A 20,868-nucleotide genomic window follows, 5' to 3' on the forward strand; every position below is an offset into this window, starting at 1 on the left:
CTGCCCAAAGGCTGCGCCGTCCACCTTTCAGGAGCACAGGAAATGGTTTCAGCCAGCGTCAAGGACGTCGCGGCCTTGGCCGGCGTCTCGGTGGGGACGGTCTCCAATGTGCTGAACCGGCCGGAGAAGGTCTCTGCCGAAGTCACCCTCAGGGTCCACTCCGCCATCGACAAGCTGGGATTCGTCCGGAACGACGCCGCGCGGCAGTTGCGCGCGGGCATGAGCCACAGCATCGGCCTGGTGGTGCTGGACGCCGCGAACCCCTTCTTCTCGGATCTGGCCAGGGGCGCGGAGGACCGCGCCAGCGCGGAGAACTTGACGGTCCTCGTCGGAAATAGCAACGAGGACGACGGCCGGGAATCGGCCTACCTGGATCTCTTCGAGCAGCAGCGCGTGCGGGGCGTGCTGCTGTCCCCTGTGGGGAATGTGATCCCCCGCCTGGAGCAACTGCGGCGCCGTGGCATCCCGACGGTGCTTGTGGACCGACAGACCGAGAACTTGAGTTTCTCCTCGGTGGCCGTGGATGACCTGGCGGGCGGTGAGATGGCTGCGGCCCACCTGTTGTCGCTGGGCCGGCGGCGGATCGCGTTTGTTGGCGGCCCGGCAAGCATCCGGCAGGTGGCGGACCGATTGGCAGGGGCGCGGAAGGCCATCGACGCCGTTGCGGGTGCCACCCTCGAGGTCATTGCGACGGAATCCCTGACCGTGCTTTCGGGAAGGGCGGCGGGCGAGTCCATCCGGTCCCGGCCCGAAGCCGAACGCCCGGAGGCGATCTTTGCAGCCAACGACCTTTTGGCCATCGGTGTCCTCCAGGGCCTGATGCTCATGGGCGGCGTCAAGGTGCCGCAAGAGATCGCCCTGATCGGCTATGACGACATCGAGTTCGCCGCCGCCGCCGTCGTGCCGCTGTCCTCCATCCGGCAGCCCAGCGCCCTCATCGGCTCCACTGCCCTGGAATTGTTGCTCCGGGAAGCGGCCTCCGAGGACGGTTTTGAACCCACCCAGGTGGTATTCCCGCCCGAACTGATAGTGAGGGCATCAACGCAGGGCCAATCAACGCAGGGCTAAAGGAGGCCCCGATGGGCAGCACAGACTATGAGTTCCGGACCGCCTGGCGCGTGGCGGGAACGCCGGAAGAGGTCGCGGCCGTCCTGGGCGAGGCGACTTCCATGCCCCGCTGGTGGCCGTCCGTCTACCTCAGCGCCGAGCCGGTGGCCGGCGGCCCCGAGCCCGGGCCCGGGATTCCCCGTCCCGCACGCCTGCACACCAAAGGCTGGCTGCCCTACACGCTCCGCTGGACCCTCACGGTCACGGAGCCAGTCACGCCCCGCGGCTTCGCCCTCACCGCGGCAGGCGACCTCAACGGCACCGGCCGCTGGACCTTCGAGCCGGACGGGCCCGAAACGGTCATCACCTACGACTGGCGCGTCAACGCCGCCAAGCCCCTGCTGCGCCGGCTGAGCTGGCTGCTCAAGCCCGGCTTCGCCGCCAATCACCGCTGGGCGATGGCCCGCGGCCAAGAGAGCCTCGCCCTGGAGCTCCGCCGGCGCAGGGCCACAGCGCGGACCCCTCCTCATGGGGCATCCAGTGTTCCACCGCCACCACCGCCCACCTTTACTCGACTGACCCGGCTCGCCGCCCGCGCGCGGGCAGCCCGCAAGGACTCACGCCCGGGCCCGTAGCGTCTGGACGCCTGCACAACATGACTGGAGTGTGTCATTCACTTGACCATTGAGGTGGCAGGCCATTCCACGGTTAGCTGGATCACATCCTCGTTTGTCCGTAACCGTTCAGGAATCCTCATGACATTGCAGAATAACCGGCCCTCGGGCCGCGCCACCGACTGGGACGTCGTCGAGATCGGCGACGCCGTCCACCTCCGCCGGGGCGGCCGCCTCGAGCACGCGGGCCGCGTGGACAACCGCACCGCCGACGGCGCCGTCGTGTGGGTGGTTTCCGAGGGTGGGTTCCGAAAGCTGTTCCATGTTACCGACGGCTTCGAACTGATCGTGGCAGACCCCGAAGGAGCCGGCCATGCTGACAACTGACCGCCAGTCCGTCGTGATGCAACCGCCGAACTCCGCGACCGGCATCGCAACCGGGACGGGCACCTGGGCAGCCGGCCCCGCTTCCTCCTGCCCTGATGATTGCCACTACTGCTCCGGCCCCGAGACCGATTAGCGGCAACGGCCCCCTGCGCCGCGGTCCCACGGGCACGTAGGAGCTTGACCTCGGTCGATGCCCGGAAATCACAATCCGGGCATCAATCGGGCTCCGCCGCCGTGGCATCGTTGACTAAGGCAACGGCGGGCATAATGGTTGAGCCATGACGTCTCAACGATTGACGCACGCACTGGTTGTGACAACGGCTGCCGCGGCGGCCCTCCTGCTCAGCGGCTGCGGGGGCAGCTCGACGCAGACTCAGTCGGCCACTTCCCCACCCACAACGTCGGCCAGCGAAACCAGCCAGCCGGCGACTTCCGACGCCCCAACTGAATCCTCGGCGGCACCTGCATCCTCGCAGGCAGCCCAAGCAGGCCCGGCACTGTGCAAAGCCGCAAGCCTGACTGGCACCACCGACTCCTCCGGCGGCGGCGCGGCGGGCAGCGTTTACATGCAGCTGATCCTGACCAACTCCGGCAAAGAACCCTGCCTGCTGAAGGGCTATGCGGGCGTCTCCCTCACAGCCGGTGCCGACGGCAAGCCGATCGGAGCCCCCGCCACCCGCGACGAGTCGGCCCCAGTCACCGATGTCCTGCTCGCCCCGGGCCAGGCCGGCACCGCCACACTGCGGTATACCCAGGCCGCCAACTACCCGAACTGCACCAAGACGCCGGCGGCAGGATTCCGGGTCTACCCGCCGAACGACACAGACTCGCTGTTCCTCGCGCAGCCGCTGGACGCCTGCGCCAACACGGACATCAATCTGTTGACCATCGCAGCTTTCCAGGCCAAGTAACGCCAGGGCACCGCAACTCTGCAACGGCCCGCCACGGTCCTTTCGCCTGCCTGGAGCCGCCAAGGCCCGCAGGGGCAGGCGTGATCGGGGCCGGCTAATACTGTCGGCGGGGTAGGGCATGATGGAGGAATGAAGGGGCAGGAGCTCTCCGGAGGCACACTCGAGGCCGACGCCATGGACCGGTTCAGCCGGCCGACCCGGGACTGGTTCCTGGGCGCTTTTTCCGCGCCCACGCCGGCCCAGAACGGCGCCTGGAATGCGATCTCTTCCGGTGCGCACGCCCTGGTCGTCGCCCCCACCGGTTCCGGCAAGACGCTCGCCGCGTTCCTCTGGGCGCTGGACCGGCTGCTCGTTTCCGCCCCCGCCGAGCCCGAGGCCCTGCCCGGTCTGGAGGCGGCGGCCAAGGGCGGGCGCCGGACGGCCGCGCGGAAGGCAGCCCAGCGGAAGACCCGCGTGCTGTACATTTCCCCGCTCAAGGCGCTCGGCGTCGACGTCGAACGCAACCTCCGCGCGCCGCTGATCGGCATCACGCAGACCGCCAAACGCCTGGACCTGCCCGCCCCGCTCATCACCGTGGGCGTCCGCTCCGGGGACACGACGGCGTCCGACCGCCGCTCGCTGCTCAGCCACCCGCCCGACATCCTCATCACCACCCCGGAATCCCTTTTCCTGATGCTGACGTCCAAGGCGCGCGAGACCCTCACCGAGGTCGACACGATCATTGTCGACGAGGTCCACGCCGTCGCCGGCACCAAGCGCGGCGCGCATGTGGCAGTATCGCTGGAACGGCTTGACGCGCTGCTGCCCAAGCCCGCCCAGCGCATCGGGCTGTCGGCCACCGTGGAACCCAAGGAGCTGGTGGCGCAGTTCCTCGCCGGCTCGGCACCGGTGGAAATTGTGGCCCCTCCGTCGCGGAAGAACTGGGACCTGACCGTCTCTGTCCCGGTGGAGGACATGTCCGATCTCCAGGGCGCCGCCGGAGCGTTCGACTCCGGTCCGGCCTCCGGGCTCCAGCCGCAGGCGTCCATCTGGCCCCATGTGGAGGAGAAGATCGTGGACCTGGTGCTGGCCAACCAGTCCACCATCGTGTTCGCGAACTCCCGCCGCCTCGCCGAACGGCTGACCGCCCGGCTCAACGAGATCTACGCCGAACGCCAGCTCATGGCGGCCGGCGGCGACTGGACCGACTTCGGCGCCCGTTCGCCGGACTTTGACGCCGTACCGGCCGCAGTGCCAAATGCGGTGCCAAATACGGTGCCGCCCGGGGGTGCCGCCGCACGGCCCACGTCCACCGCCACCCCGGCACACATGATGGCCCAGGCCGGCAGCACCGCCGGCGCCGATCCCGTGCTGGCCCGCGCGCACCACGGGTCGGTGTCCAAGGACCAGCGAGCCCTGATCGAAGATGACCTGAAATCCGGGCGGCTGCGCTGCGTGGTGGCCACGTCTTCACTCGAGCTTGGCATCGACATGGGTGCCGTGGACCTAGTGGTGCAGGTCGAATCGCCGCCCTCGGTGGCCAGCGGCCTGCAGCGGGTGGGCCGCGCCGGCCACCAGGTCGGCGAAATCTCCCAGGGCGTCCTGTTCCCGAAGCACCGGGCAGACCTCGTCCACACGGCCATCACCGTGGAGCGGATGCTCGAAGGCAAGATCGAGCGGCTCAGCGTGCCTGCCAACCCGCTGGACATCCTGGCCCAGCAGACGGTCGCCGCCACCGCCCTGGGCGCCATCGACGTGGAGGAGTGGTTCACCACGGTCCGGCGGTCCGCGCCCTTCGCCTCGCTCCCCCGCTCCGCATTCGAGGCCACCCTGGACCTTCTGGCCGGGCGGTACCCGTCGGACGAATTCGCGGAACTCCGTCCCCGGGTCATCTGGGACCGGAACGCCGGGACCATCGAGGGCCGTCCCGGCGCGCAGCGACTCGCCGTCACCTCCGGCGGGACCATCCCGGACCGCGGGCTGTTCGGCGTCTACATCATCGGCACCGAGGTCGAGGGCACCGGCGGCTCAGGATCTGGCGGCAGGGCTTCCGGCGGTGCCAGTGCGGACGGCAGGGCGGCCAGCCCGGCCGCCGCCGCGGCCAAGGGCGGCCGCCGGGTGGGCGAACTCGACGAGGAAATGGTCTACGAATCCCGGGTGGGCGACATCTTCGCCCTCGGCGCCACCAGCTGGAAGATCGAGGACATCACCCACGACCGTGTCCTCGTCTCGCCGGCGTTCGGCCAGCCCGGCAAGCTCCCCTTCTGGAAGGGCGACTCCCTCGGCCGGCCTGTGGATCTGGGCCGCGCCCTCGGCGCGTTCATGCGCGAACTGGCGGCGTCCGACGTCGGGCCGGCAACAGAGCGGTGCAAAGCCAGCGGACTGGACGACTATGCCGCGAACAACCTGATCCAGTACCTCGCCGAACAGCGGCTCGCCACCGAGGTGGTCCCCAGCGACACGACCCTCGTGGTGGAACGCTTCCACGACGAGCTCGGCGACTGGCGCGTGGTGCTGCACAGCCCCTTCGGCATGCCTGTGCACGCACCGTGGGCTCTGGCCGTGGGCCAGCGCCTGCAGCAGCGCTATGGGATGGACGGCTCGGCCATGGCCGCCGACGACGGCATCGTGCTGCGCGTGCCCATGATGGAGGACGAGCCGCCGGGCGCCGAGCTGTTCCTGTTCGACCCGGAGGAAATCGAGCAGATTGTGACGGCGGAGGTCGGTGGCAGCGCCCTGTTCGCCTCCCGGTTCCGCGAGTGCGCCGCCCGTGCTTTGCTCCTGCCCCGGCAGAATCCCGGCAAGCGGCAGCCCTTGTGGCAGCAGCGGCAGCGTTCGGCGCAGCTGCTGGATGTTGCCCGGAAGTACCCGACGTTCCCGATTGTCCTCGAGACGGTCCGGGAGTGCCTGCAGGATGTCTACGACCTTCCGGCGCTGAAGGACATCGCCGCCTCGGTGGAGCGCCGTGAGCTCAGGATCGTCCAGACCACCACTCAGCAGCCCTCCCCGTTCGCGAAGTCTTTGCTCTTCGGCTACGTGGCACAGTTCCTTTACGAGGGCGACTCCCCGCTCGCGGAGCGCCGTGCCGCCGCCCTGGCCCTTGATTCCACCCTGCTCAATGAGCTCATGGGCCGGGTGGAGCTGCGCGAACTGCTGGATGCGAAGGTCATCGAGGCCACCGAGCGCGAACTCCAGCGCCTGGCCCGGGACCGCCAGGTGCGCGGGCTGGAGGGCGTGGCGGACCTCCTGCGCCTCCTGGGTCCGCTCGCGCCGGAAGAAGTCGCCGCCCGCCTGGAGCCCGTGGCGGGCCCAGTCCAAGCGGGTGAGACCGCCGGGTCCGCCCCGGCGGCCGAGCCTGTCGCAAGCCCAACGGCTGAGCCGGCCGAAACGCCGGCAGTGCTGCCCGTCGAAACCCCGGCGACGGAGGCCGACGCCGCCGCCCACCTCGCGGCCCTGCAGCGCGCCAACCGTGCCATCAAGGTCAACATCGGCGGAGTCGAACGCTTTGCGGCGGTGGAGGATGCCGCCCGGCTCCGGGATGCCCTCGGCGTACCGCTGCCCATGGGCGTGCCCCTGGCATTCATCGAACCGGTGGCTGACCCCCTCGGCGACCTCGTCTCGCGCTACGCCCGCACACACGGGCCCTTCACCGCCGCGGAGGCGGCGGCGCGGCTGGGACTCGGCGTCGCCGTCGTCGGCACGGCCTTGAAGCGGCTCGCCGCGGACGGCCGTGTGGTGGAAGGCGAGTTCCGCCCGCACGCAACGCCGCCGGCAGTTGCCTCGGACGCCACGGCCGCCGGCGTTGAGGGATCCGGCGGCGAGGCATCCGGTGATGCGGGACCCGCCGACGAGGAGGCCCCCGCCGCCGTTCTGCCTGTTGTTCTGCCTGTTCTTCTGCCTGCGGCCAGCGTGAGCGAATGGTGCGACGCCGAGGTCCTCCGCAAGCTGCGCCGCCGCTCGCTCGCGGCGCTCCGGGCCGAAGTCGAGCCCGTGGACGCCGCGGCGTATGGCCGGTTCCTGCCCGCGTGGCAGAACGTGCGGACCCCCGGCGGGCGCGGGCAGTCCGCGCTCCGCGGCCTGGACGGCATCATCACGGCCATCGACCAGCTCTCCGGCGTGCCCATTCCGGCCTCCGCGTGGGAACCGCTGGTCCTGGCCAGCCGCGTCTCCAATTACCAGCCGGCCATGCTGGACGAGCTCATGGCCGCGGGCGAAGTCCTTTGGTCCGGTGCCGGCTCGTTGCCCGGCAACGACGGCTGGGTCAGCCTGCACCTCGCCGATTCTGCCGAGCTGACCCTGAATCCTGCCATCGACTTCGAACCCGGCGATGCGCAGCGGCGGCTCCTCGAACACCTGCAGAACAACGGCGGCGGCTATTTCTTCCGGCAGCTCACCGAAGTGGCCGGCGGCATGGATTCCGTGCTGAGCGACCAGGACGTGGTAACCGCCCTCTGGGATCTCGCCTGGGCCGGCCGGATTACCGGCGACACGTTCGCCCCCGTCAGGGCCCTGATCGCCGGCGGCCACACCGCGCACCGGCAGGTGGGGCGCGCCCCGCGGGCCCGCGCGCCGCGGCTCAGCCGGCTCGGACGGGCGCATGGCACCGGCCTGCTGGGATCGCCGGGACTCACCGGCGGCCGGTACGGCTCGGTGACCGGCACCGCACCCGCACCCCCGCTCGCCGCGGGACGCTGGTCCGCGCTGCCCTCCCCCGAACTTGATCCCACCATCCACGCCCGTGCCACCGCCGAACTGCTCTTGGACCGCTACGGCGTTCTCACCCGCGGCTCGGTCATGGCGGAAAACATCCTCGGCGGCTTCGGCCTCATGTACAAGATCCTGGCCCGGCTCGAGGAAGCCGGACGCTGCCGCCGCGGCTACTTCATCGAACACCTCGGCGCGGCGCAGTTCGCCGTTCCGGCCACGGTGGACCGGCTGCGGTCCTACGTCGAGGACGCCCAGCTGCACAAGGCCGAGCCGGTGGCCCTGGCCCTCGCCGCGACAGACCCCGCCAACCCCTACGGCGCCGCGCTCCCGTGGCCCGCCCTGAACGTCGACGCCGGCACGGGCCACCGCCCCGGCCGGAAGGCTGGCGCCCTCGTGGTCCTGGTCGACGGCGCCCTGGTGCTGTATGTGGAGCGCGGCGGCAAGACCCTGCTCGCCTTCAGCGACGACACCGAGGTCCTGGCCGCGGCCGGTTCGGCCCTGGTGGGCGTGGTGACCCGCGGCGCGGTGGACAAGCTGATCATGGAAAAGGTCAACGGCCACGGCATCCTGGACACCCCGGTGGCGGCCGCGCTCGCCCAGGCCGGGGCCTACTCCACCCCGAAGGGACTGAGGATCCGTGCCTGAGGGTGATTCCGTATTCCGCGCCGCGGCACAGCTGCACGCCGTGCTGGCCGGGAAGGAACTGGTCTCCTCCGATTTCCGGGTCCCGCGTTTCGCCACCCTCAAGCTCGGCGGCTGGACCGTGACCGAGGTGGTGCCCCGCGGCAAGCACCTGCTGATGCGCGTACAGGGCCCGACGCCGAAGGACCGGCTCACCATCCACTCGCACCTGAAAATGGAGGGCAGCTGGCAGGTATACCCGTCCGGGGGCCGCTGGCGGAAGCCTGGCTTCACCGCCCGCTGCGTGCTGCGCACCGCCACGGCCGACGCCGTCGGTTTCTCCCTGGGCATTCTTGAGGTGGTCCGCACCGACCAGGAGGACTCCATCGTGGGGCACCTCGGCCCGGATCTGCTGGGCCCGGACTGGGACGCCGCCGAGGCCGAACGCCGGCTGCTCGCGGCACCGGACATGCCCATCGGCGTCGCCCTCCTGGACCAGAGCAAGCTGGCGGGGATCGGGAACATCTACCGGTGCGAGGCCTGCTTCCTCGCAGGAGTCCATCCGGCGTCGCCCGTCTCCGCGGTGCAGGATCTTGCCGCCATCATCACCGATGCCCAGGTCCTGCTCTCCGCCAACCTCGGGCCGGGCCGGCGGACCACCGTGCTGAACGCGCGCGGCGTGCCCGTGGGCCGCACCGCAGGGCGCCCCGGCTACTGGGTCTACCGGCGCGAGCACCAGCCGTGCCTCAAATGCGGCACGCCGATCCGCCGCGGAATCCTTGGCCGGGACAACGGCACGGGCACCTTCACGGAGGAACGGGACATCTACTACTGCCCCACGTGCCAGCCCCTGCCGGCCGCCGGGACAGCCGCCGGGACAGGGAGCGTCAGCTGACGGGATCCAGGCGGATCAGTCAGTCCGGGCGCTGGATGCGGTTGCCGGGACGGCAGTCCCGGCTATGTCAGCTTCGTCAGCGGCCACGGAGACGGGACGCACTTCCGGAACGGTGAACCGCGGCAGCAACAGCTGCACCAGCGGGCCAATCGCCAGTGCGTAGAGCACCGTGCCCACACCCACCGAACCGCCCAGCAGCCAGCCGGCGCCGAGAACCACCACTTCAATGCCGCTCCGGGAGGCCCGTACGGACCAGCCCGTGCGCCGGGCGAGTCCCGTCATGAGTCCGTCCCGGGCTCCGGGGCCGAGTCGGGCGCCGATGTAGCAGGCCGAGGCGATGCCGTTGAGCAGGATGGCCGCCGCGAGCATTCCGATCTGGCCGCCGAGGTGCGAGAACTCCGGAATGAGGGCCAGTCCGACGTCGGCGAACACACCCACCAGCACGGCGTTGCACAGCGTGCCGACGCCGGGCCACTGCCGGAGCGGAATCCAGAGGAGCAGGACGAGGAAGCTGACGATCACCACCACCGTGCCGATGCTCAGCCCGGTCTTGACCGCGAGTCCCTGGTGGAAGACATCCCAGGGATCCAGTCCCAGTCCGGCCCGGATGAACATCGCGAGCGAAACGCCGTACATGGCGAGGCCAATATGGAGCTGGAAGAGTCTGCGGGTCAACATGGTGTCCATCCTCTTCGAAAACTGGCCTTGCAATCCATAGCCAGTTTGAAATACTGGCTCTATGCCTGTCTCTTTGACTCCGGGGTCGCTGGCCCGCCTGCTGGGCGAGTGGAATGTCGGTGCCGCCCCCGCCTACCGCGAGCTGGCCGACGTCGTCCGCCTGCTTATCCTTGACGGCCGCGTCGGGCTCGACGTCGCCCTGCCGAGCGAGCGCTCACTGGCGGCGACCCTCGGCATCAGCCGCACCACGGTGACCGCGGCGTACGCCCTGCTGCGCGAGCAGGGCTTCCTCAGCGGCGGCCAGGGCAGCCGGAGCCGGAGCTGCATCCCCGGCCAGGGGCCCGCGCACGCCGGTGGTCATGAGGCCGCCCTGCGGCTGAGCGGCGCGCCCGGCCTGGCCGTGCCGGACGGGATCCTGGACCTGGCCTATGCCTCGCTGCCCGCCAGCGGCGAAGTGGTGCACCGGGCCTTTGCCACCGCGTTGACCGAGCTGCCGGCGCTGCTGCCGGGGTTCGGCTACGACGCTCTGGGAGTAGGCCCGCTCCGCGAAGCCATTGCGGCCCGGTACACCGCGGCCGGGGTGCCGACAACTGCCGCACAGATCCTGGTCACCTCGGGCGCCCAGCATGCGCTGAACATTGTGCTCCGCACGTTGGCCGCCCGTTCCGGCACCAAGGTGCTTGTGGAACATCCCAGCTACCCGAATGCCCTCGATGCGATCCGGGCTGCGGGCTGCCGTCCGATCCCGGTGGCCATGCCCGCCGCGGGTCCCCATGGCACGGGCCCTAACGGCGCAGGTCGAAACGGCCTTGGCCACACCGGAGCAAGTCCTGTCGGCACTGTTTCCCGCGGCACTATTCCGGCCGACTGGGACCTCGAGGCCATGGAATCGGCGCTGCTGCAGCAGCGCCCCGCGATGGCCTACGTGGTGCCGGACTTCCACAACCCCACCGGCCGGCTGATGCCCGATTCCCAGCGGCGCCGCCTCGTGAAGGCGGCCGCGGCGTCGGGCACGGTGCTCGTGGCGGACGAGACGCTGCGGGAGTTGAACCTCGACGGCGCCGTATCAACCCCCATGGCCGCATTTAGCCCGGCCGTGGTCTCCCTCGGCTCCCTCAGCAAGTCGCACTGGGCGGGGCTGCGTACCGGCTGGATCCGCGCCAGCGAGCCGCTCATCCAGCGCTTCGCCGCCGCCCGCACCACCCTGGACCTGGGCGGGCCCGTGGTGGAACAGCTCGCGGCGGCACATCTGGTCAACGCCATGACGGAGCCGCTCCCTGCCCGGCTCGCCGAGCTGCGCGAGAACCGGAACACGCTGCTGGAATTGATCCGAGCGCATCTTTCGGGCTGGGATCCGGAATGGCCCGACGGCGGACTGTCCATCTGGTGCCGCCTTCCGATGCCGATCAGCACGGCTCTGGCAGTGGTGGCCCCCGACTTCGGAATCCGGCTCGCCGCGGGGCCCCGGTTCGGCGTCGGCGGCGCATTCGAGCAGTACCTGCGGGTGCCGTTCACCCTGCCGCCGGAGCAACTGGAGACGGCCGTGTTGGCATTGCGTTCGGCCCAGGACCGGCTGGAGGCCGCGCCGCAGCTTCGACGCAACCTGTCAGCCCCGCCGGCCGCGGCCATCGCGTGAGCCGAAGCCCGCAGGCCCGTCCTGCCGACGTCCGTTCCTTGCTGCGCTGCGTTTCCTGCGCTGCCCGCGTGCCGCTGCGATGCCCATTCTTCCTTGCGCTGCGCAAATGCCCTGTCGACGCCCGAATCCGGGTATCGGGAGGGCATACGTGCGTCACCGGGCAGGATGCGCGTCGCGGGCCTAGGCGGCGACCGTCGCCAGGGACCCGGCCCCAGACCTTCTTTGCGCGTGTGCCCTGGTGACGCAGGTTCATTCCTACGCTGCGCATATGCCCTTTCGACGCCCGAATCCCGGTATCGACAGGGCATCTGCGGGTCGTCAGGCTGGATGCGCGTCGCAGGCCTAGGCATCGACCTTCGCTAGGAACAGGCCCGGGCCTGCGCTGCGCGTGTGCCCTAGCGACACTGGTTCATTCCTGCGCTGCGCAAATGCCCTGTCGACGCCCGAATCCGGGTATCGGCAGGGCATATGCGCGTCACCAGGCAGGATGCGCGTCGCGGACCTAGGCGTAGACCTTCGCTAGGGACCCAGCCCAGACCTTCGCTGCGCGTGTGCCTTGGTGACGCAGGTTCATTCCTACGCTGCGCATATGCCCTACCGATGCCCGAATCCGGGTATCGGTAGGGCATACGTGCGTCACCAGGCAGGATGCGCGTCGCGGGCCTGGGCGTAGACCTTCGCCAAGAACTCGCCCGGGCCTGCGCTGCGCATATGCCTTACCGACGCCCATTCTTCCCTACGCTGCGCGTGTGCCCGTGCGACGCCCATTCTTCTGTACGCTGCGCAAATGCCCTGTCGACGCCCGAATCCGGGTATCGACAGGGCACTTGCGAGTCACCAGGTAGGATGCGCGTCGCGGGCTGAGGCATCGACCTTCGCTAGGAACCGATCCGGGCCTGCGCTGCGCGTGTGCCCTGGCGAGGCAGGTACATTCCTGCGCTGGGCGTGTGCCCCTGCGACGCCCGAATCCGGGTATCGGCAGGGCATCTGCGAGTCGCCAGACAGGATGCGTGTCGCTGGCCTAGGCGTAGATCTTCGCTAGGAACCCGGCCCAGGCCTGCGCCGTCGCCGTCGCATCCCCACTGCCGCTGAAGTCGTGCACGGTCATGCCCACCGGTGCGCCGAAGGCGTTGCGCCCGAAGAAGCGGTACATCGTGTCCGCGGTCCGCAGGCCGAGGAAGAACTCGTTCGAGAAGTCGACTTCGCCGGTGAGCGGGCCGACGCCGTCGAGCTCCAGCTCCACCGTCTCCCCCTGAGCCGAGCTTGCGACGCCAAGGGCCCTCTTGAGCCGGTCGAAGCCGTCCAGGGTCTGCGACGCTGCGGGTGCCTGGATGTCCGTGAAGATCACGGGCTTGCCGTCAAAGTACTTCAGGTACTGGCCCAGGGTGTGCAGATAGAACGCCGTGTGCTTGCTCGCGCCGTCGTACTGCTCATCCCAGTTGTCCGCGAAGATGCCGCTGTGCACATAGTGGAGCCGGGCGCGGCCGCCGTCGAGCGGTTCCAGGACGTGCTCCAGCTGGTTGAACCAGCCGTCTGGGCCGTCCATTCGGGACACCAGATGGGACGGGTACTCGTCCACGGTCCGGACCGCCGGCCATTGGTCCGTGGGGAACATCCACGCCGGGGTGTTCTTGGTGACGGCCTCCCACACCCGCTCGGGCGTGCCGGGCAGTTCGGTGTCGTAGACGATTTCGAATTTCCGCTTGTCAGTCATTGTCCTGCTCCTTAGCTTGTGGATTCTCAGCCGCTAGGGCCGTAGTTTGCGGGGTGCGTGCGGTTCTGCGTGCGCCCGCTTTGGGCGACGAGGCCTTCAGCGCCGGGTGGAGCGCGATGAGCAGCCGGTGTTTGCGCCCCATCGGCGGGGCAGCTGCCGACGCACCTGGCGGGACGTCGCGTCCGCCGTCGTGGTACTTGTCCACGAGTCGGGTCACGGCGACGCCGAGTTCCTCGGCGAAGGCCGCCCGGTCCGCCGCCGACCGGAAGGTGATCTCGCCGTCGATGGCAAAGGTGGCGAGTTTCTGCCTTGCCGCCGCCGCCCCGGCGATCAGCTGGCCCATCTCCTGGACCATGCGGGCGGCGAGCGCCAGCAGCCAGAACGCGGAAAAGCGGTCCGAGAACCGGTGCGGGTCCGGCGCCACGGAGGCCAGGGCCGCCGGCGAAATCAGGTACGACGCCGCCGTCGCCTGCAGGATGCGTTCGGTAACGTTGCCGCGCCGCCGCTCCTCGACGAGCCCGACCAGCCCATGCCTCTCAAGGGCCTTGAGGTGGTAGTTCACCTTCTGCCGGGGCAGGCCCACCTTCGCGGCGAGCTGCGTCGCAGATCCGGGCTCGACTAGCTCGCGCAGGATCCGCGTCCGGATTGGGTCCAGCGAAGCCTCCGCCGCGGCCGGATCCTCGATCACTTCGATGTCCAACATGCTTCCAGTCTGCCCGCCGACAATTTTATTTGTCAAGAACTTTTTTCTCGTCGGCTTGGATCGACCCGTGCGGCCTCGCGAGTTCGCCGCAAGCTTCCGAGGTCGCCGGAACTTTCCGGCGAACTGGCACGTGTCCGGCGAACTGGAGCTCAGGGGCGGGCGTGCGGGAGGTTTGGCCGGGCTGCGCAGTGGCGGCCGAGGCAGGGTGGCTCGGCCCTGAGCGCAGGGGCCGGGCGGGGGCGGAGGCCGGGCACGTAGAATGGTCCGGTGATGCCATCCCCCCTCCCCGTGCGCGACGGCGTCAACGCAACGCGCCTGCGCCTGCCGGACGAGGGGCCCTGGGAGACCGCACTGGACTACATGATGCACCGCTGGGGGCACATCGATCCCCAGGGAATCGAGGACCGGTTCGACGCCGGCGAGATCGTCGGCGAGGCCGGGATTGCCCTGGACCGGAGCACGCCGATGCAGGACCACACATTCATCTGGTACTACCGAAGCCTGCCGCCGGAGACCCGGATCCCGGTGGAGCTGAACATCTTGCACCAGGACGATCACCTGCTGGTGGTGGACAAGCCGCACTTTCTTCCCACCACCCCCGGCGGGACGTACATCCAGGAATCGGCCCTGGTCCGGCTCCGGAACCAGCTCGGCCTCCCGGACCTGATCCCGATGCACCGCCTCGACCGCATGACGGCCGGCATCCTGTTGCTCTCCACGAACCCCGAGACCCGCGGCAAGTACCAGGTGCTCTTTGAAAAGCGCCAGGTCCAGAAGGAATACGAGTGCGTATCGGCCGCGGAGCCGGCGCCGGGACATCCCGCGGTGGACTTCCCGGTGGTGGTGCGGAACCGGATGACCAAGTCCCGCAGCTACCTGCTGGCCGAGGTGGTGGACGGCGAACCCAACGCGGAAACCCGGATCGAGCGGCTGCACACGTTTGACGCGGCCAGCGCACCCGCCAGCGCACCCGACGGCGGACCGCACAGCGCACTCCACTGCGGGCTCGACGGCGGCCCGCAACGCCGCGCACTGTACCGGCTGGAGCCGCATTCGGGGAAGACGCACCAGCTCCGCGTGCACATGGCCTCACTGGGTCTGGGGATCGTCAACGATGCGTTCTACCCGGAGCTACTGGACAAGGCCCCGGACGACTACACCCAGCCGCTGCAGCTCCTGGCCCGCGGGATCCGCTTCGTCGACCCCATCTCGGGGACCCCGGTAGAGTACCGCAGCAGCTTGGAACTCAGCGAGGCACGCTAGCGGCTGGAAGTGCGGTACCTTGTGCCCATGGACTTCGGAAATGCGGACAGCTGGGGCGCCGCGATCTATTTCTGGATCTTCCCCCTCGTGATCGGCGATGCGATTTTCCCGCCTCTGCCCTCTGAAATGGTCGTCATCACCGGCGGCGCGCTCTCCGCAGAGGGCCACATCAATGCGTTCCTCGTGATCCTTTTGGCCACGCTATCCTCATGGCTCGGTGACCTTCTCGTCTTCCAGCTCTTCAAGCGCCGGCTGAGCCACGTGCTCGACCGCTGGAAATGGGGCCTGCGGTTCCACGCGGCCGTGCACGCGGCGATAGCGAAGGCAGGCCGCTCCTCCACGTACGGAGCGATCATCGGCATCCGCTTCATCCCCGGCGGGCGGCTGGCGACGACGGCCGCGGCGGGCATTGCCAACGTCTCGACCCGCGGGTTCAGCCTCTGCGCGGCCATCGGCGGCCTGCTCTGGGCAAGCTGGTCCGTGGCGCTGGGCTATTTCACGGGCTCCGCCACCGGGCTCCCGTTCTGGGCGAGCTCCCTGATCGGTGTCGGCGTCGGGCTGGCGATCGGCGCCGTCGTGGGCGTGATCGTGACGCGGCGCCGGGGCAGCCCCTCCCCCGTCGAATCCGCCGCGGCCGACCCGGACGAGGAACTGGACTTTTAGACGCCCGACTTTTCAGACAGGTGCCCAGCGGCCGCGGTTGCGGCGCAGCACGGTCAGCGTTCCGGTGAGCGCAACGCGTTCGACGGCGTCGCGCATCATGGCTGCCGAATCCAGCGCCTGGCGGTTTTCGGCGCTGTACGCGGTGGCATCGACCAGGAAGCGCAGGTTCAGCTGAGGCACACCGCCGGCGAGCTCAAGCTGGTGCGATTCGACGTGGTGCCGCGTCCCGAGCGCCTCGATGGCCGCGGCCATGACCGCTTCCGGAGCGGTGCCCGGCTTGAGCCCGGTGATCTTCAGTCTGGTCTGGAACGACGGCATGGAACAACCCTAGCCGCCCCCTCAGCCGCTGAGGGAACGGCCGGATTGTCGGGGACGCTCCCTCACGCCCTGAGCGCCGGACCTGAGGGACCGGACCTGAGGGAGCGCCGGAAGGGTGCGGGCTACCCGGTGTTGCGTAGCCCGGCGGCGACTCCGTTGACCGTGATCAGCATGGCCCGCTGGAGGCGCTCGTCGATCTCGGCACCGGACATGCCCGCGGCGGCCTCCGCCCTAACGCGGCGCAGCAGTTCCACCTGCAGGTAGCTGATGGGGTCGAGGTACTGGTCCCGGATCTCCAGGGAGCGCTTCAGGGTGGGCTGGGCATCCAGGATCACGTGCTCGCCCGTGAGGTTCTGGATTTCCGCGACCGTGAGCTCATATTCGTCCCGAATGGCACGGAACAGGTGGTGCAGCTCCTCCGGTACCAGGGTGGAGACGTAGTAGCCGGCAATGTCCATGTCCGTCTTCGCCAGGGTCATCTCCACGTTGGAGAGCACCGAACGGAAGAAGTGCCAGCCCTCGATCATCTCCTTGAGCTGGGCCGAGTTTCCGGCCTCGCGCGCGGCCTTGAGGCCGGAGCCCACGCCGAACCAGCCCGGGACGATCTGACGTGACTGCGTCCAGCCGAACACCCACGGGATGGCCCGCAGCCCCTCCAGCCCGGCGCCGGAATCGGGCCGCTTGGACGGACGGGATCCGATGTTCAGGGATCCCAGCTGCTCCACCGGGGTGGAGGCCATGAAGTAGGCCGGCAGGTCGGGGTCCTCAATCAGGGTGCGGTAGCGCGCAAACGCGGCGTCGGAGACGGTTTCCATGACGTCGCCGTAGCGCACGCGCTGGTCCTCCGAGGTGCGAGGCGCCCGGTGCAGGGCCGAGCCCTGCATCACCGCGGCGAGGGAGAGCTCGAGGTTTTCGCGCGCCAGCTCCGGCAGGGAGTACTTGTCCGAGATGACCTCGCCCTGCTCGGTGAACTTGATCTCGCCCTCGAGCACGCCGTTGGGCTGGGCCATGATCGCATCGTAAGTCGGCCCGCCGCCGCGGCCCACCGAGCCGCCGCGGCCATGGAAGAGGCGCACGCGGACGCCGTGCTTCGCGGCCACGTCCCGGAGCTTGCGCTGGGTCTTGTAGATCTCCCACTGGCTGGTCATGACACCGGATTCCTTGTTGGAGTCCGAGTAGCCGAGCATGATCTCCTGCACGTCGCCGCGGAGGCGGACCAGTTCGCGGTAGGACGCATCGGAGAGCAGCTGGTCCACGATCTCGGCCGAGGCGCGAAGCTCGTCGACGGTCTCCAGCAGCGGTGCGAAGCCGATCTTGGCATAGGGCGCCTCGCCGAAGATGCTGACCAGGCCGGCCTCGCGGGCCAGCACTGCCGCGGCCAAGACGTCGTCCGCGCCGCGGGTCATCGAGATGATGTAGGTCTCGATCACGTCGGGACCGTAGGTGCGCAGGGCACGCCGGATCTCCCGGAAGACGTCGTAGGTGCCGTCAGCGACCCCGTCGAGCTTGATCGGGTGGCCGGAGAGCGGGCGCCGGGACGCGAGCTCGGAGCCCAGCACCTCGAGCCGCTCGGCGCGGCTGAGTTCGGCGTACCGGACACCGGGGCCGCCAAGGCGGTCCATGAGCTGCCCGACGGCGTCATGGTGGTGGTCGGCGTGCTCACGGATGTCCAAGGTGGCCAAGTGCAGACCGAACGAGGCGATGGCGCGGCGGACCCGGGACAGGGCGCCGTCAGCCGCGAGGCCGGCGTGGTGGTTCCGCAGCGAGCGTTCCAGCAGGCCAAGCTCGGCGAGAAGCTCCGCGGTGGCGGTGTAGTCACGGCCGGGCTCGTGCGCGGACCCGGCCGCTACCCGCCGGCCGGTGTTGATCAGCTTGGCCTTGATGCAGGTGAGTTTGAGCCGGTACGGCTCCTGCGCATTCAGCTCAAGGACGCGGCGGTCCAGGCCCGGCAGGTTCCCCAGGTCGACGTCGATCGAGTCCAGGAGCTCCTGGTCCGCCCCGGCCAATGCGGTCGAGTTGGACAGGATGGAGATGAGTCCGTCGATCAGGCCGATGCTGATCCGCACGGCGTGCTGGTTCTGGATCTGGAGGATTTCGCGGGTGACGGCGGCGGTGACGTTGGGGTTTCCGTCCCGGTCCCCGCCGATCCAGGAGCCGAAGCGGATCGGGGCCTTCTGCGGCGGCAGCGTGACGCCGTGCTCGGCCAGCAACTCGGAGAGGTCCGAGAGCATCTCCGGCATGGCGTCGCTGAGGATACCGGTGAGGTAGTAAATGGCATTCCGGGCCTCGTCCACGGGGGTGGGCCGGACCTGGCGGAGCTCGTCCGTCTGCCACATCTGGTCGATCACCTCGGACAGGTGGCGGTCCTGGCGGCGGCGGGCGGACGTGCCCTCCGCCGTGGATTCGGACAGGATGTCCGAGAGCCGGCGGATCTTGTCCAGCACGGAGCGGCGGGAGGCCTCGGTGGGGTGTGCGGTGAAGATGGGCCGGACGTCGAGTTCGCTGACGACTTCCTGCAGCACGGAGTTGCCGGCCTGGTCCGCGATCTCCTCGACGGCCTTGGCGAGCCAGCCGTCCTTTTCCTGCCGGGTGCGCAGCCCGCGGACCCGGTGGACCTGCTCGGCGGCGTTCGCTAGGTGGAAGTAGAACGCGAAGGCGCGGACCAGGTCGGTGGCCTGGTCCAGCGGCAGGGAGCCAAGCAGTTCGCGGACCTGGGCGACGACGTCGTACGAGCTCCACGGCCCGGTGGCGTCGGCCCCGCCGCGGGCCGCCTCCTTGGATTCCTTGGTCAGCAGGCGCACCTGCTCGACGAGGTCCAGGAGCTCGGGCCCGTGCTGGCGGACCAGGGATTCGCCGAGGAGGGTGGAGACCCGGCGGACATCAGCCCGGAGCTCGGCGGCAAGATCGGTGTCGGAATGCATTGCAGTGTCAGCCATGGAAACTATCTTTCGAGGGTTCGACTTGGCTCGTACACTGCGCTGGATACTGTGAGCCCGATTACTTCTTCCCATGGGATGTTACCCGCAGGCACTCCCGGCTGGAATTCCGTCTCAGATAGTGTCGCGCAGCACTTCACGCCCCCGCCACGGCCTCGTGGTCCCAACTGACTCGCAGTTGTGGGCCGTTTTGGGCGCTCACAACGGCACCCGCTGCTAGCTAGTTGGGGTCAACGCGCGATCTTGAAATTAAACTCGCCGGTGCCCAGCGCGCCCCAGAGCCGCAGCCAGATCGGCAGGAGCATTTCCGCGCCGCGGGCACTCGTGATGTCCCCGAGGTCGATCACGTCGCGGTGGCCGAAGCCCTTGAGGAGTTCCGTGACGGCAGCCTTGGCGTCGGCGTCGTCCCCGGAGACGAACACCGAGTGGTCGCCGCTGGCCACGCGGGCCGGATCCACCATCACCGACGCCGTCATGGTGTTGAGGGTTTTGACCACCCGGGCATGGGGGAAGGCCCGCTGGATCTGCTCTGCGAGACTGTCCGTGTTCACCGGGTTCAGCGACGGCGGCATGCCCTGCGAGAAGTCCAGCGGGTTGGAGATGTCCATGATGACTTTGCCGGCGAGGTTCCCGGTGCCTGCGGCGGCGAGAGCCGCCAGGGACCCGCCGCCCTGCGTGGCGTTGACGATCAGTTCGGCGCCGGCCGCGGCGTCGGCAAAGGCGGCAAGGTTGATGCCGGTATGCGCGGCTTGCCACTGGGCGAACGGCGCGGTGCCCATCCTGTCCGGCTCGGTCCGGTCGAGCGTCGCCTGCGGGTCGCGGGTACCGATCACGACGTCGTGCCCCAGGCCCGCGAGTGCGCCGGCAACCGTGCGCCCCACCGTGCCGGTTCCCAGTACTGCAATCTTCATGGCGTCCTCGATTCCGCTCACCAGGAGCTCACCCCAATCCGTAGGTAGACAGGTCCGTCTACCCCTGAACACGACGCTAGCAGACCTGCCTGTCCGCAACAAGGCTCCGGGCATCCGGCCGGCGCAGGCCGCAGCCCAGCGGGGCGGCGCAACTGGCGCAGCAGGCGGCAGCCTGCCGGGGACCGCCCTGAAGCCGTCCCCGGGCATAGACAGACTTGTCTGTGTACGATGGTGTCATGACGCTGCCAGCAGCCACTGCCCCGCCGGCTGCCCGCACTCCAGCAGGGCATGCCAGGGAGAAAATCCTGGCCACGGCCTTCCGGCTGTTCTACGCCCACGGCCTCCGGGCCGCCGGCATCGACACCATCATCGCCGAGTCCGGCGTCGCGAAAGCCACGTTCTACAAGTACTTTCCGGCCAAGGACGACCTCATCTTGGCCTATCTGGAAAAGGTCGACGGCATCTGGACCGGGCAGCTCCACGCCGCCGCCGAGGCCGCCGGCCAAGACCCGGCCGCGCAGCTCGTGGGCCTGTTCGATGCCCTGACAACCGCCTGCCGGCGCGACGGCTACCGCGGCTGCGCCTTCATCAACGCCGCCGCCGAGTCGGCCGCCGGCACCCGGGTCCACGACCGGACCGTGGCCCACAAACAGCAGATCCGCGCCTGGATCCGGGACCTGGCCGCCCGCGCCGGCGCCCGGGACCCGGACCAGCTCGCCCGCAGCCTGACGCTGCTGCTCGACGGCGGCCTGGCCAGCGGGGTGCTCGACGGCGCCCCGGACGCGGCCACCGCCGCCCGGACCACCGCGGCCCAGCTGGTGGCCGCCAGCCTCAGAATTCCACCCACCCCCTGCTGCTAGCTAGTTGGTTGACACCCCTTGGAGG

Annotated in this window: 17 protein-coding genes; 11 read left to right on the forward strand and 6 right to left on the reverse strand. The window is 69.4% G+C overall.

Annotation, left to right across the window (positions count from 1 at the left end; genetic code table 11):
- The first annotated feature begins 42 nt into the window (after positions 1-42).
- The 7 genes from ACFRJ8_RS16435 to ACFRJ8_RS16465 all read left to right on the forward strand — a co-directional run bounded on the left by ACFRJ8_RS16435 (position 43) and on the right by ACFRJ8_RS16465 (position 9,161).
- Positions 43-1,068, forward strand: coding sequence for a LacI family DNA-binding transcriptional regulator (locus ACFRJ8_RS16435; protein WP_377987217.1), 1,026 nt, complete (start codon positions 43-45; stop codon positions 1,066-1,068).
- An 11-nt stretch (positions 1,069-1,079) separates the two neighbouring features.
- Entirely contained in the window at positions 1,080-1,682 is a 603-nt protein-coding gene (locus tag ACFRJ8_RS16440) for an SRPBCC family protein (RefSeq protein ID WP_377987218.1), read from the forward strand.
- 120 nt (positions 1,683-1,802) lie between these two features.
- A complete protein-coding gene (locus ACFRJ8_RS16445) occupies positions 1,803-2,048 on the forward strand; it encodes a hypothetical protein (protein ID WP_377987219.1) in 246 nt (81 codons plus the stop codon).
- Positions 2,035-2,181, forward strand: a complete 147-nt coding sequence (locus tag ACFRJ8_RS16450; RefSeq protein ID WP_377987220.1) for a hypothetical protein — start codon at positions 2,035-2,037, stop codon at positions 2,179-2,181. Before ACFRJ8_RS16445 ends, ACFRJ8_RS16450 begins: the two co-directional genes overlap by 14 nt.
- 145 nt (positions 2,182-2,326) lie before the next feature.
- A complete protein-coding gene (locus tag ACFRJ8_RS16455; protein ID WP_377987221.1) occupies positions 2,327-2,959 on the forward strand; it encodes a DUF4232 domain-containing protein in 633 nt (210 codons plus the stop codon).
- Between the two features lie 129 nt (positions 2,960-3,088).
- The gene (locus tag ACFRJ8_RS16460) at positions 3,089-8,290 is read left to right on the forward strand and encodes a DEAD/DEAH box helicase (RefSeq protein WP_377987222.1); all 5,202 of its coding nucleotides are present in this window, start codon (positions 3,089-3,091) and stop codon (positions 8,288-8,290) included.
- Positions 8,283-9,161 carry an Fpg/Nei family DNA glycosylase gene (locus ACFRJ8_RS16465; protein WP_377987223.1) on the forward strand — a complete coding sequence of 293 codons (879 nt, stop codon included), beginning with the start codon at positions 8,283-8,285 and terminating at the stop codon, positions 9,159-9,161. The genes ACFRJ8_RS16460 and ACFRJ8_RS16465 overlap by 8 nt, the downstream gene beginning before the upstream one ends.
- A gap of 15 nt (positions 9,162-9,176) precedes the next feature.
- Here the strand turns inward: ACFRJ8_RS16465 and ACFRJ8_RS16470 are convergent, their stop codons facing one another.
- Positions 9,177-9,839, reverse strand: coding sequence for a YitT family protein (locus ACFRJ8_RS16470; RefSeq protein WP_377987224.1), 663 nt, complete (start codon positions 9,837-9,839; stop codon positions 9,177-9,179).
- Between the two features lie 61 nt (positions 9,840-9,900).
- Here ACFRJ8_RS16470 and ACFRJ8_RS16475 point away from each other — a divergent pair, with 61 nt between their 5' ends.
- A complete protein-coding gene (locus tag ACFRJ8_RS16475; RefSeq protein ID WP_377987225.1) occupies positions 9,901-11,475 on the forward strand; it encodes a PLP-dependent aminotransferase family protein in 1,575 nt (524 codons plus the stop codon).
- Positions 11,476-12,496: 1,021 nt separating this feature from the next.
- Here the strand turns inward: ACFRJ8_RS16475 and ACFRJ8_RS16480 are convergent.
- Together ACFRJ8_RS16480 and ACFRJ8_RS16485 are read right to left on the reverse strand one after the other, a co-directional pair.
- Positions 12,497-13,189, reverse strand: coding sequence for an SRPBCC domain-containing protein (locus ACFRJ8_RS16480; protein ID WP_377987226.1), 693 nt, complete (start codon positions 13,187-13,189; stop codon positions 12,497-12,499).
- The gene (locus ACFRJ8_RS16485) at positions 13,182-13,892 is read right to left on the reverse strand and encodes a helix-turn-helix domain-containing protein (protein WP_377987227.1); all 711 of its coding nucleotides are present in this window, start codon (positions 13,890-13,892) and stop codon (positions 13,182-13,184) included. Before ACFRJ8_RS16485 ends, ACFRJ8_RS16480 begins: the two co-directional genes overlap by 8 nt.
- Positions 13,893-14,162: 270 nt before the next feature.
- On the opposite strand from ACFRJ8_RS16485, the gene ACFRJ8_RS16490 reads away from it, so the two are divergent.
- Positions 14,163-15,155, forward strand: coding sequence for an RluA family pseudouridine synthase (locus ACFRJ8_RS16490; RefSeq protein ID WP_377987341.1), 993 nt, complete (start codon positions 14,163-14,165; stop codon positions 15,153-15,155).
- Between the two features lie 27 nt (positions 15,156-15,182).
- Positions 15,183-15,818: a DedA family protein gene (locus tag ACFRJ8_RS16495; protein WP_377987228.1), complete on the forward strand. Its 636-nt coding sequence runs from the start codon at positions 15,183-15,185 to the stop codon at positions 15,816-15,818.
- 12 nt (positions 15,819-15,830) lie between these two features.
- On the opposite strand, the gene ACFRJ8_RS16500 is transcribed toward ACFRJ8_RS16495, so the two are convergent.
- From ACFRJ8_RS16500 to ACFRJ8_RS16510, 3 genes are all read right to left on the reverse strand, one after another.
- Entirely contained in the window at positions 15,831-16,136 is a 306-nt protein-coding gene (locus ACFRJ8_RS16500) for a hypothetical protein (protein ID WP_377987229.1), read from the reverse strand.
- A 122-nt stretch (positions 16,137-16,258) separates the two neighbouring features.
- Positions 16,259-19,072 carry a phosphoenolpyruvate carboxylase gene (gene ppc, locus ACFRJ8_RS16505; protein WP_377987230.1) on the reverse strand — a complete coding sequence of 938 codons (2,814 nt, stop codon included), beginning with the start codon at positions 19,070-19,072 and terminating at the stop codon, positions 16,259-16,261.
- A 230-nt stretch (positions 19,073-19,302) separates the two neighbouring features.
- Positions 19,303-19,983, reverse strand: coding sequence for an NADPH-dependent F420 reductase (locus ACFRJ8_RS16510; protein WP_377987231.1), 681 nt, complete (start codon positions 19,981-19,983; stop codon positions 19,303-19,305).
- A gap of 236 nt (positions 19,984-20,219) precedes the next feature.
- Here ACFRJ8_RS16510 and ACFRJ8_RS16515 point away from each other — a divergent pair, with 236 nt between their 5' ends.
- Entirely contained in the window at positions 20,220-20,843 is a 624-nt protein-coding gene (locus ACFRJ8_RS16515; protein ID WP_377987232.1) for a TetR/AcrR family transcriptional regulator, read from the forward strand.
- Positions 20,844-20,868 lie beyond the last annotated feature (25 nt).

Origin of the sequence: Arthrobacter sp. NPDC056886, assembly GCF_042788715.1 — a bacterium.
GTDB lineage: Bacteria > Actinomycetota > Actinomycetes > Actinomycetales > Micrococcaceae > Arthrobacter.

What these genes read in the sequence shown, in the direction of transcription:
- ACFRJ8_RS16455 (WP_377987221.1), top strand. Translation starts at nt 2,327, where the DNA reads ATGACGTCTCAACGATTGACGCACGCACTGGTTGTGACAACGGCTGCC.
- ACFRJ8_RS16515 (WP_377987232.1), top strand. Translation starts at nt 20,220, where the DNA reads ATGACGCTGCCAGCAGCCACTGCCCCGCCGGCTGCCCGCACTCCAGCA.
- ACFRJ8_RS16495 (WP_377987228.1), top strand. Translation starts at nt 15,183, where the DNA reads ATGGACTTCGGAAATGCGGACAGCTGGGGCGCCGCGATCTATTTCTGG.
- ACFRJ8_RS16460 (WP_377987222.1), top strand. Translation starts at nt 3,089, where the DNA reads ATGAAGGGGCAGGAGCTCTCCGGAGGCACACTCGAGGCCGACGCCATG.
- ACFRJ8_RS16480 (WP_377987226.1), bottom strand. Translation starts at nt 13,189, where the DNA reads ATGACTGACAAGCGGAAATTCGAAATCGTCTACGACACCGAACTGCCC.
- ACFRJ8_RS16490 (WP_377987341.1), top strand. Translation starts at nt 14,163, where the DNA reads ATGCCATCCCCCCTCCCCGTGCGCGACGGCGTCAACGCAACGCGCCTG.
- ACFRJ8_RS16500 (WP_377987229.1), bottom strand. Translation starts at nt 16,136, where the DNA reads ATGCCGTCGTTCCAGACCAGACTGAAGATCACCGGGCTCAAGCCGGGC.
- ACFRJ8_RS16450 (WP_377987220.1), top strand. Translation starts at nt 2,035, where the DNA reads ATGCTGACAACTGACCGCCAGTCCGTCGTGATGCAACCGCCGAACTCC.
- ACFRJ8_RS16475 (WP_377987225.1), top strand. Translation starts at nt 9,901, where the DNA reads ATGCCTGTCTCTTTGACTCCGGGGTCGCTGGCCCGCCTGCTGGGCGAG.
- ACFRJ8_RS16445 (WP_377987219.1), top strand. Translation starts at nt 1,803, where the DNA reads ATGACATTGCAGAATAACCGGCCCTCGGGCCGCGCCACCGACTGGGAC.
- ACFRJ8_RS16470 (WP_377987224.1), bottom strand. Translation starts at nt 9,839, where the DNA reads ATGTTGACCCGCAGACTCTTCCAGCTCCATATTGGCCTCGCCATGTAC.
- ACFRJ8_RS16510 (WP_377987231.1), bottom strand. Translation starts at nt 19,983, where the DNA reads ATGAAGATTGCAGTACTGGGAACCGGCACGGTGGGGCGCACGGTTGCC.
- ACFRJ8_RS16435 (WP_377987217.1), top strand. Translation starts at nt 43, where the DNA reads ATGGTTTCAGCCAGCGTCAAGGACGTCGCGGCCTTGGCCGGCGTCTCG.
- ACFRJ8_RS16440 (WP_377987218.1), top strand. Translation starts at nt 1,080, where the DNA reads ATGGGCAGCACAGACTATGAGTTCCGGACCGCCTGGCGCGTGGCGGGA.
- ppc (WP_377987230.1), bottom strand. Translation starts at nt 19,072, where the DNA reads ATGGCTGACACTGCAATGCATTCCGACACCGATCTTGCCGCCGAGCTC.
- ACFRJ8_RS16485 (WP_377987227.1), bottom strand. Translation starts at nt 13,892, where the DNA reads ATGTTGGACATCGAAGTGATCGAGGATCCGGCCGCGGCGGAGGCTTCG.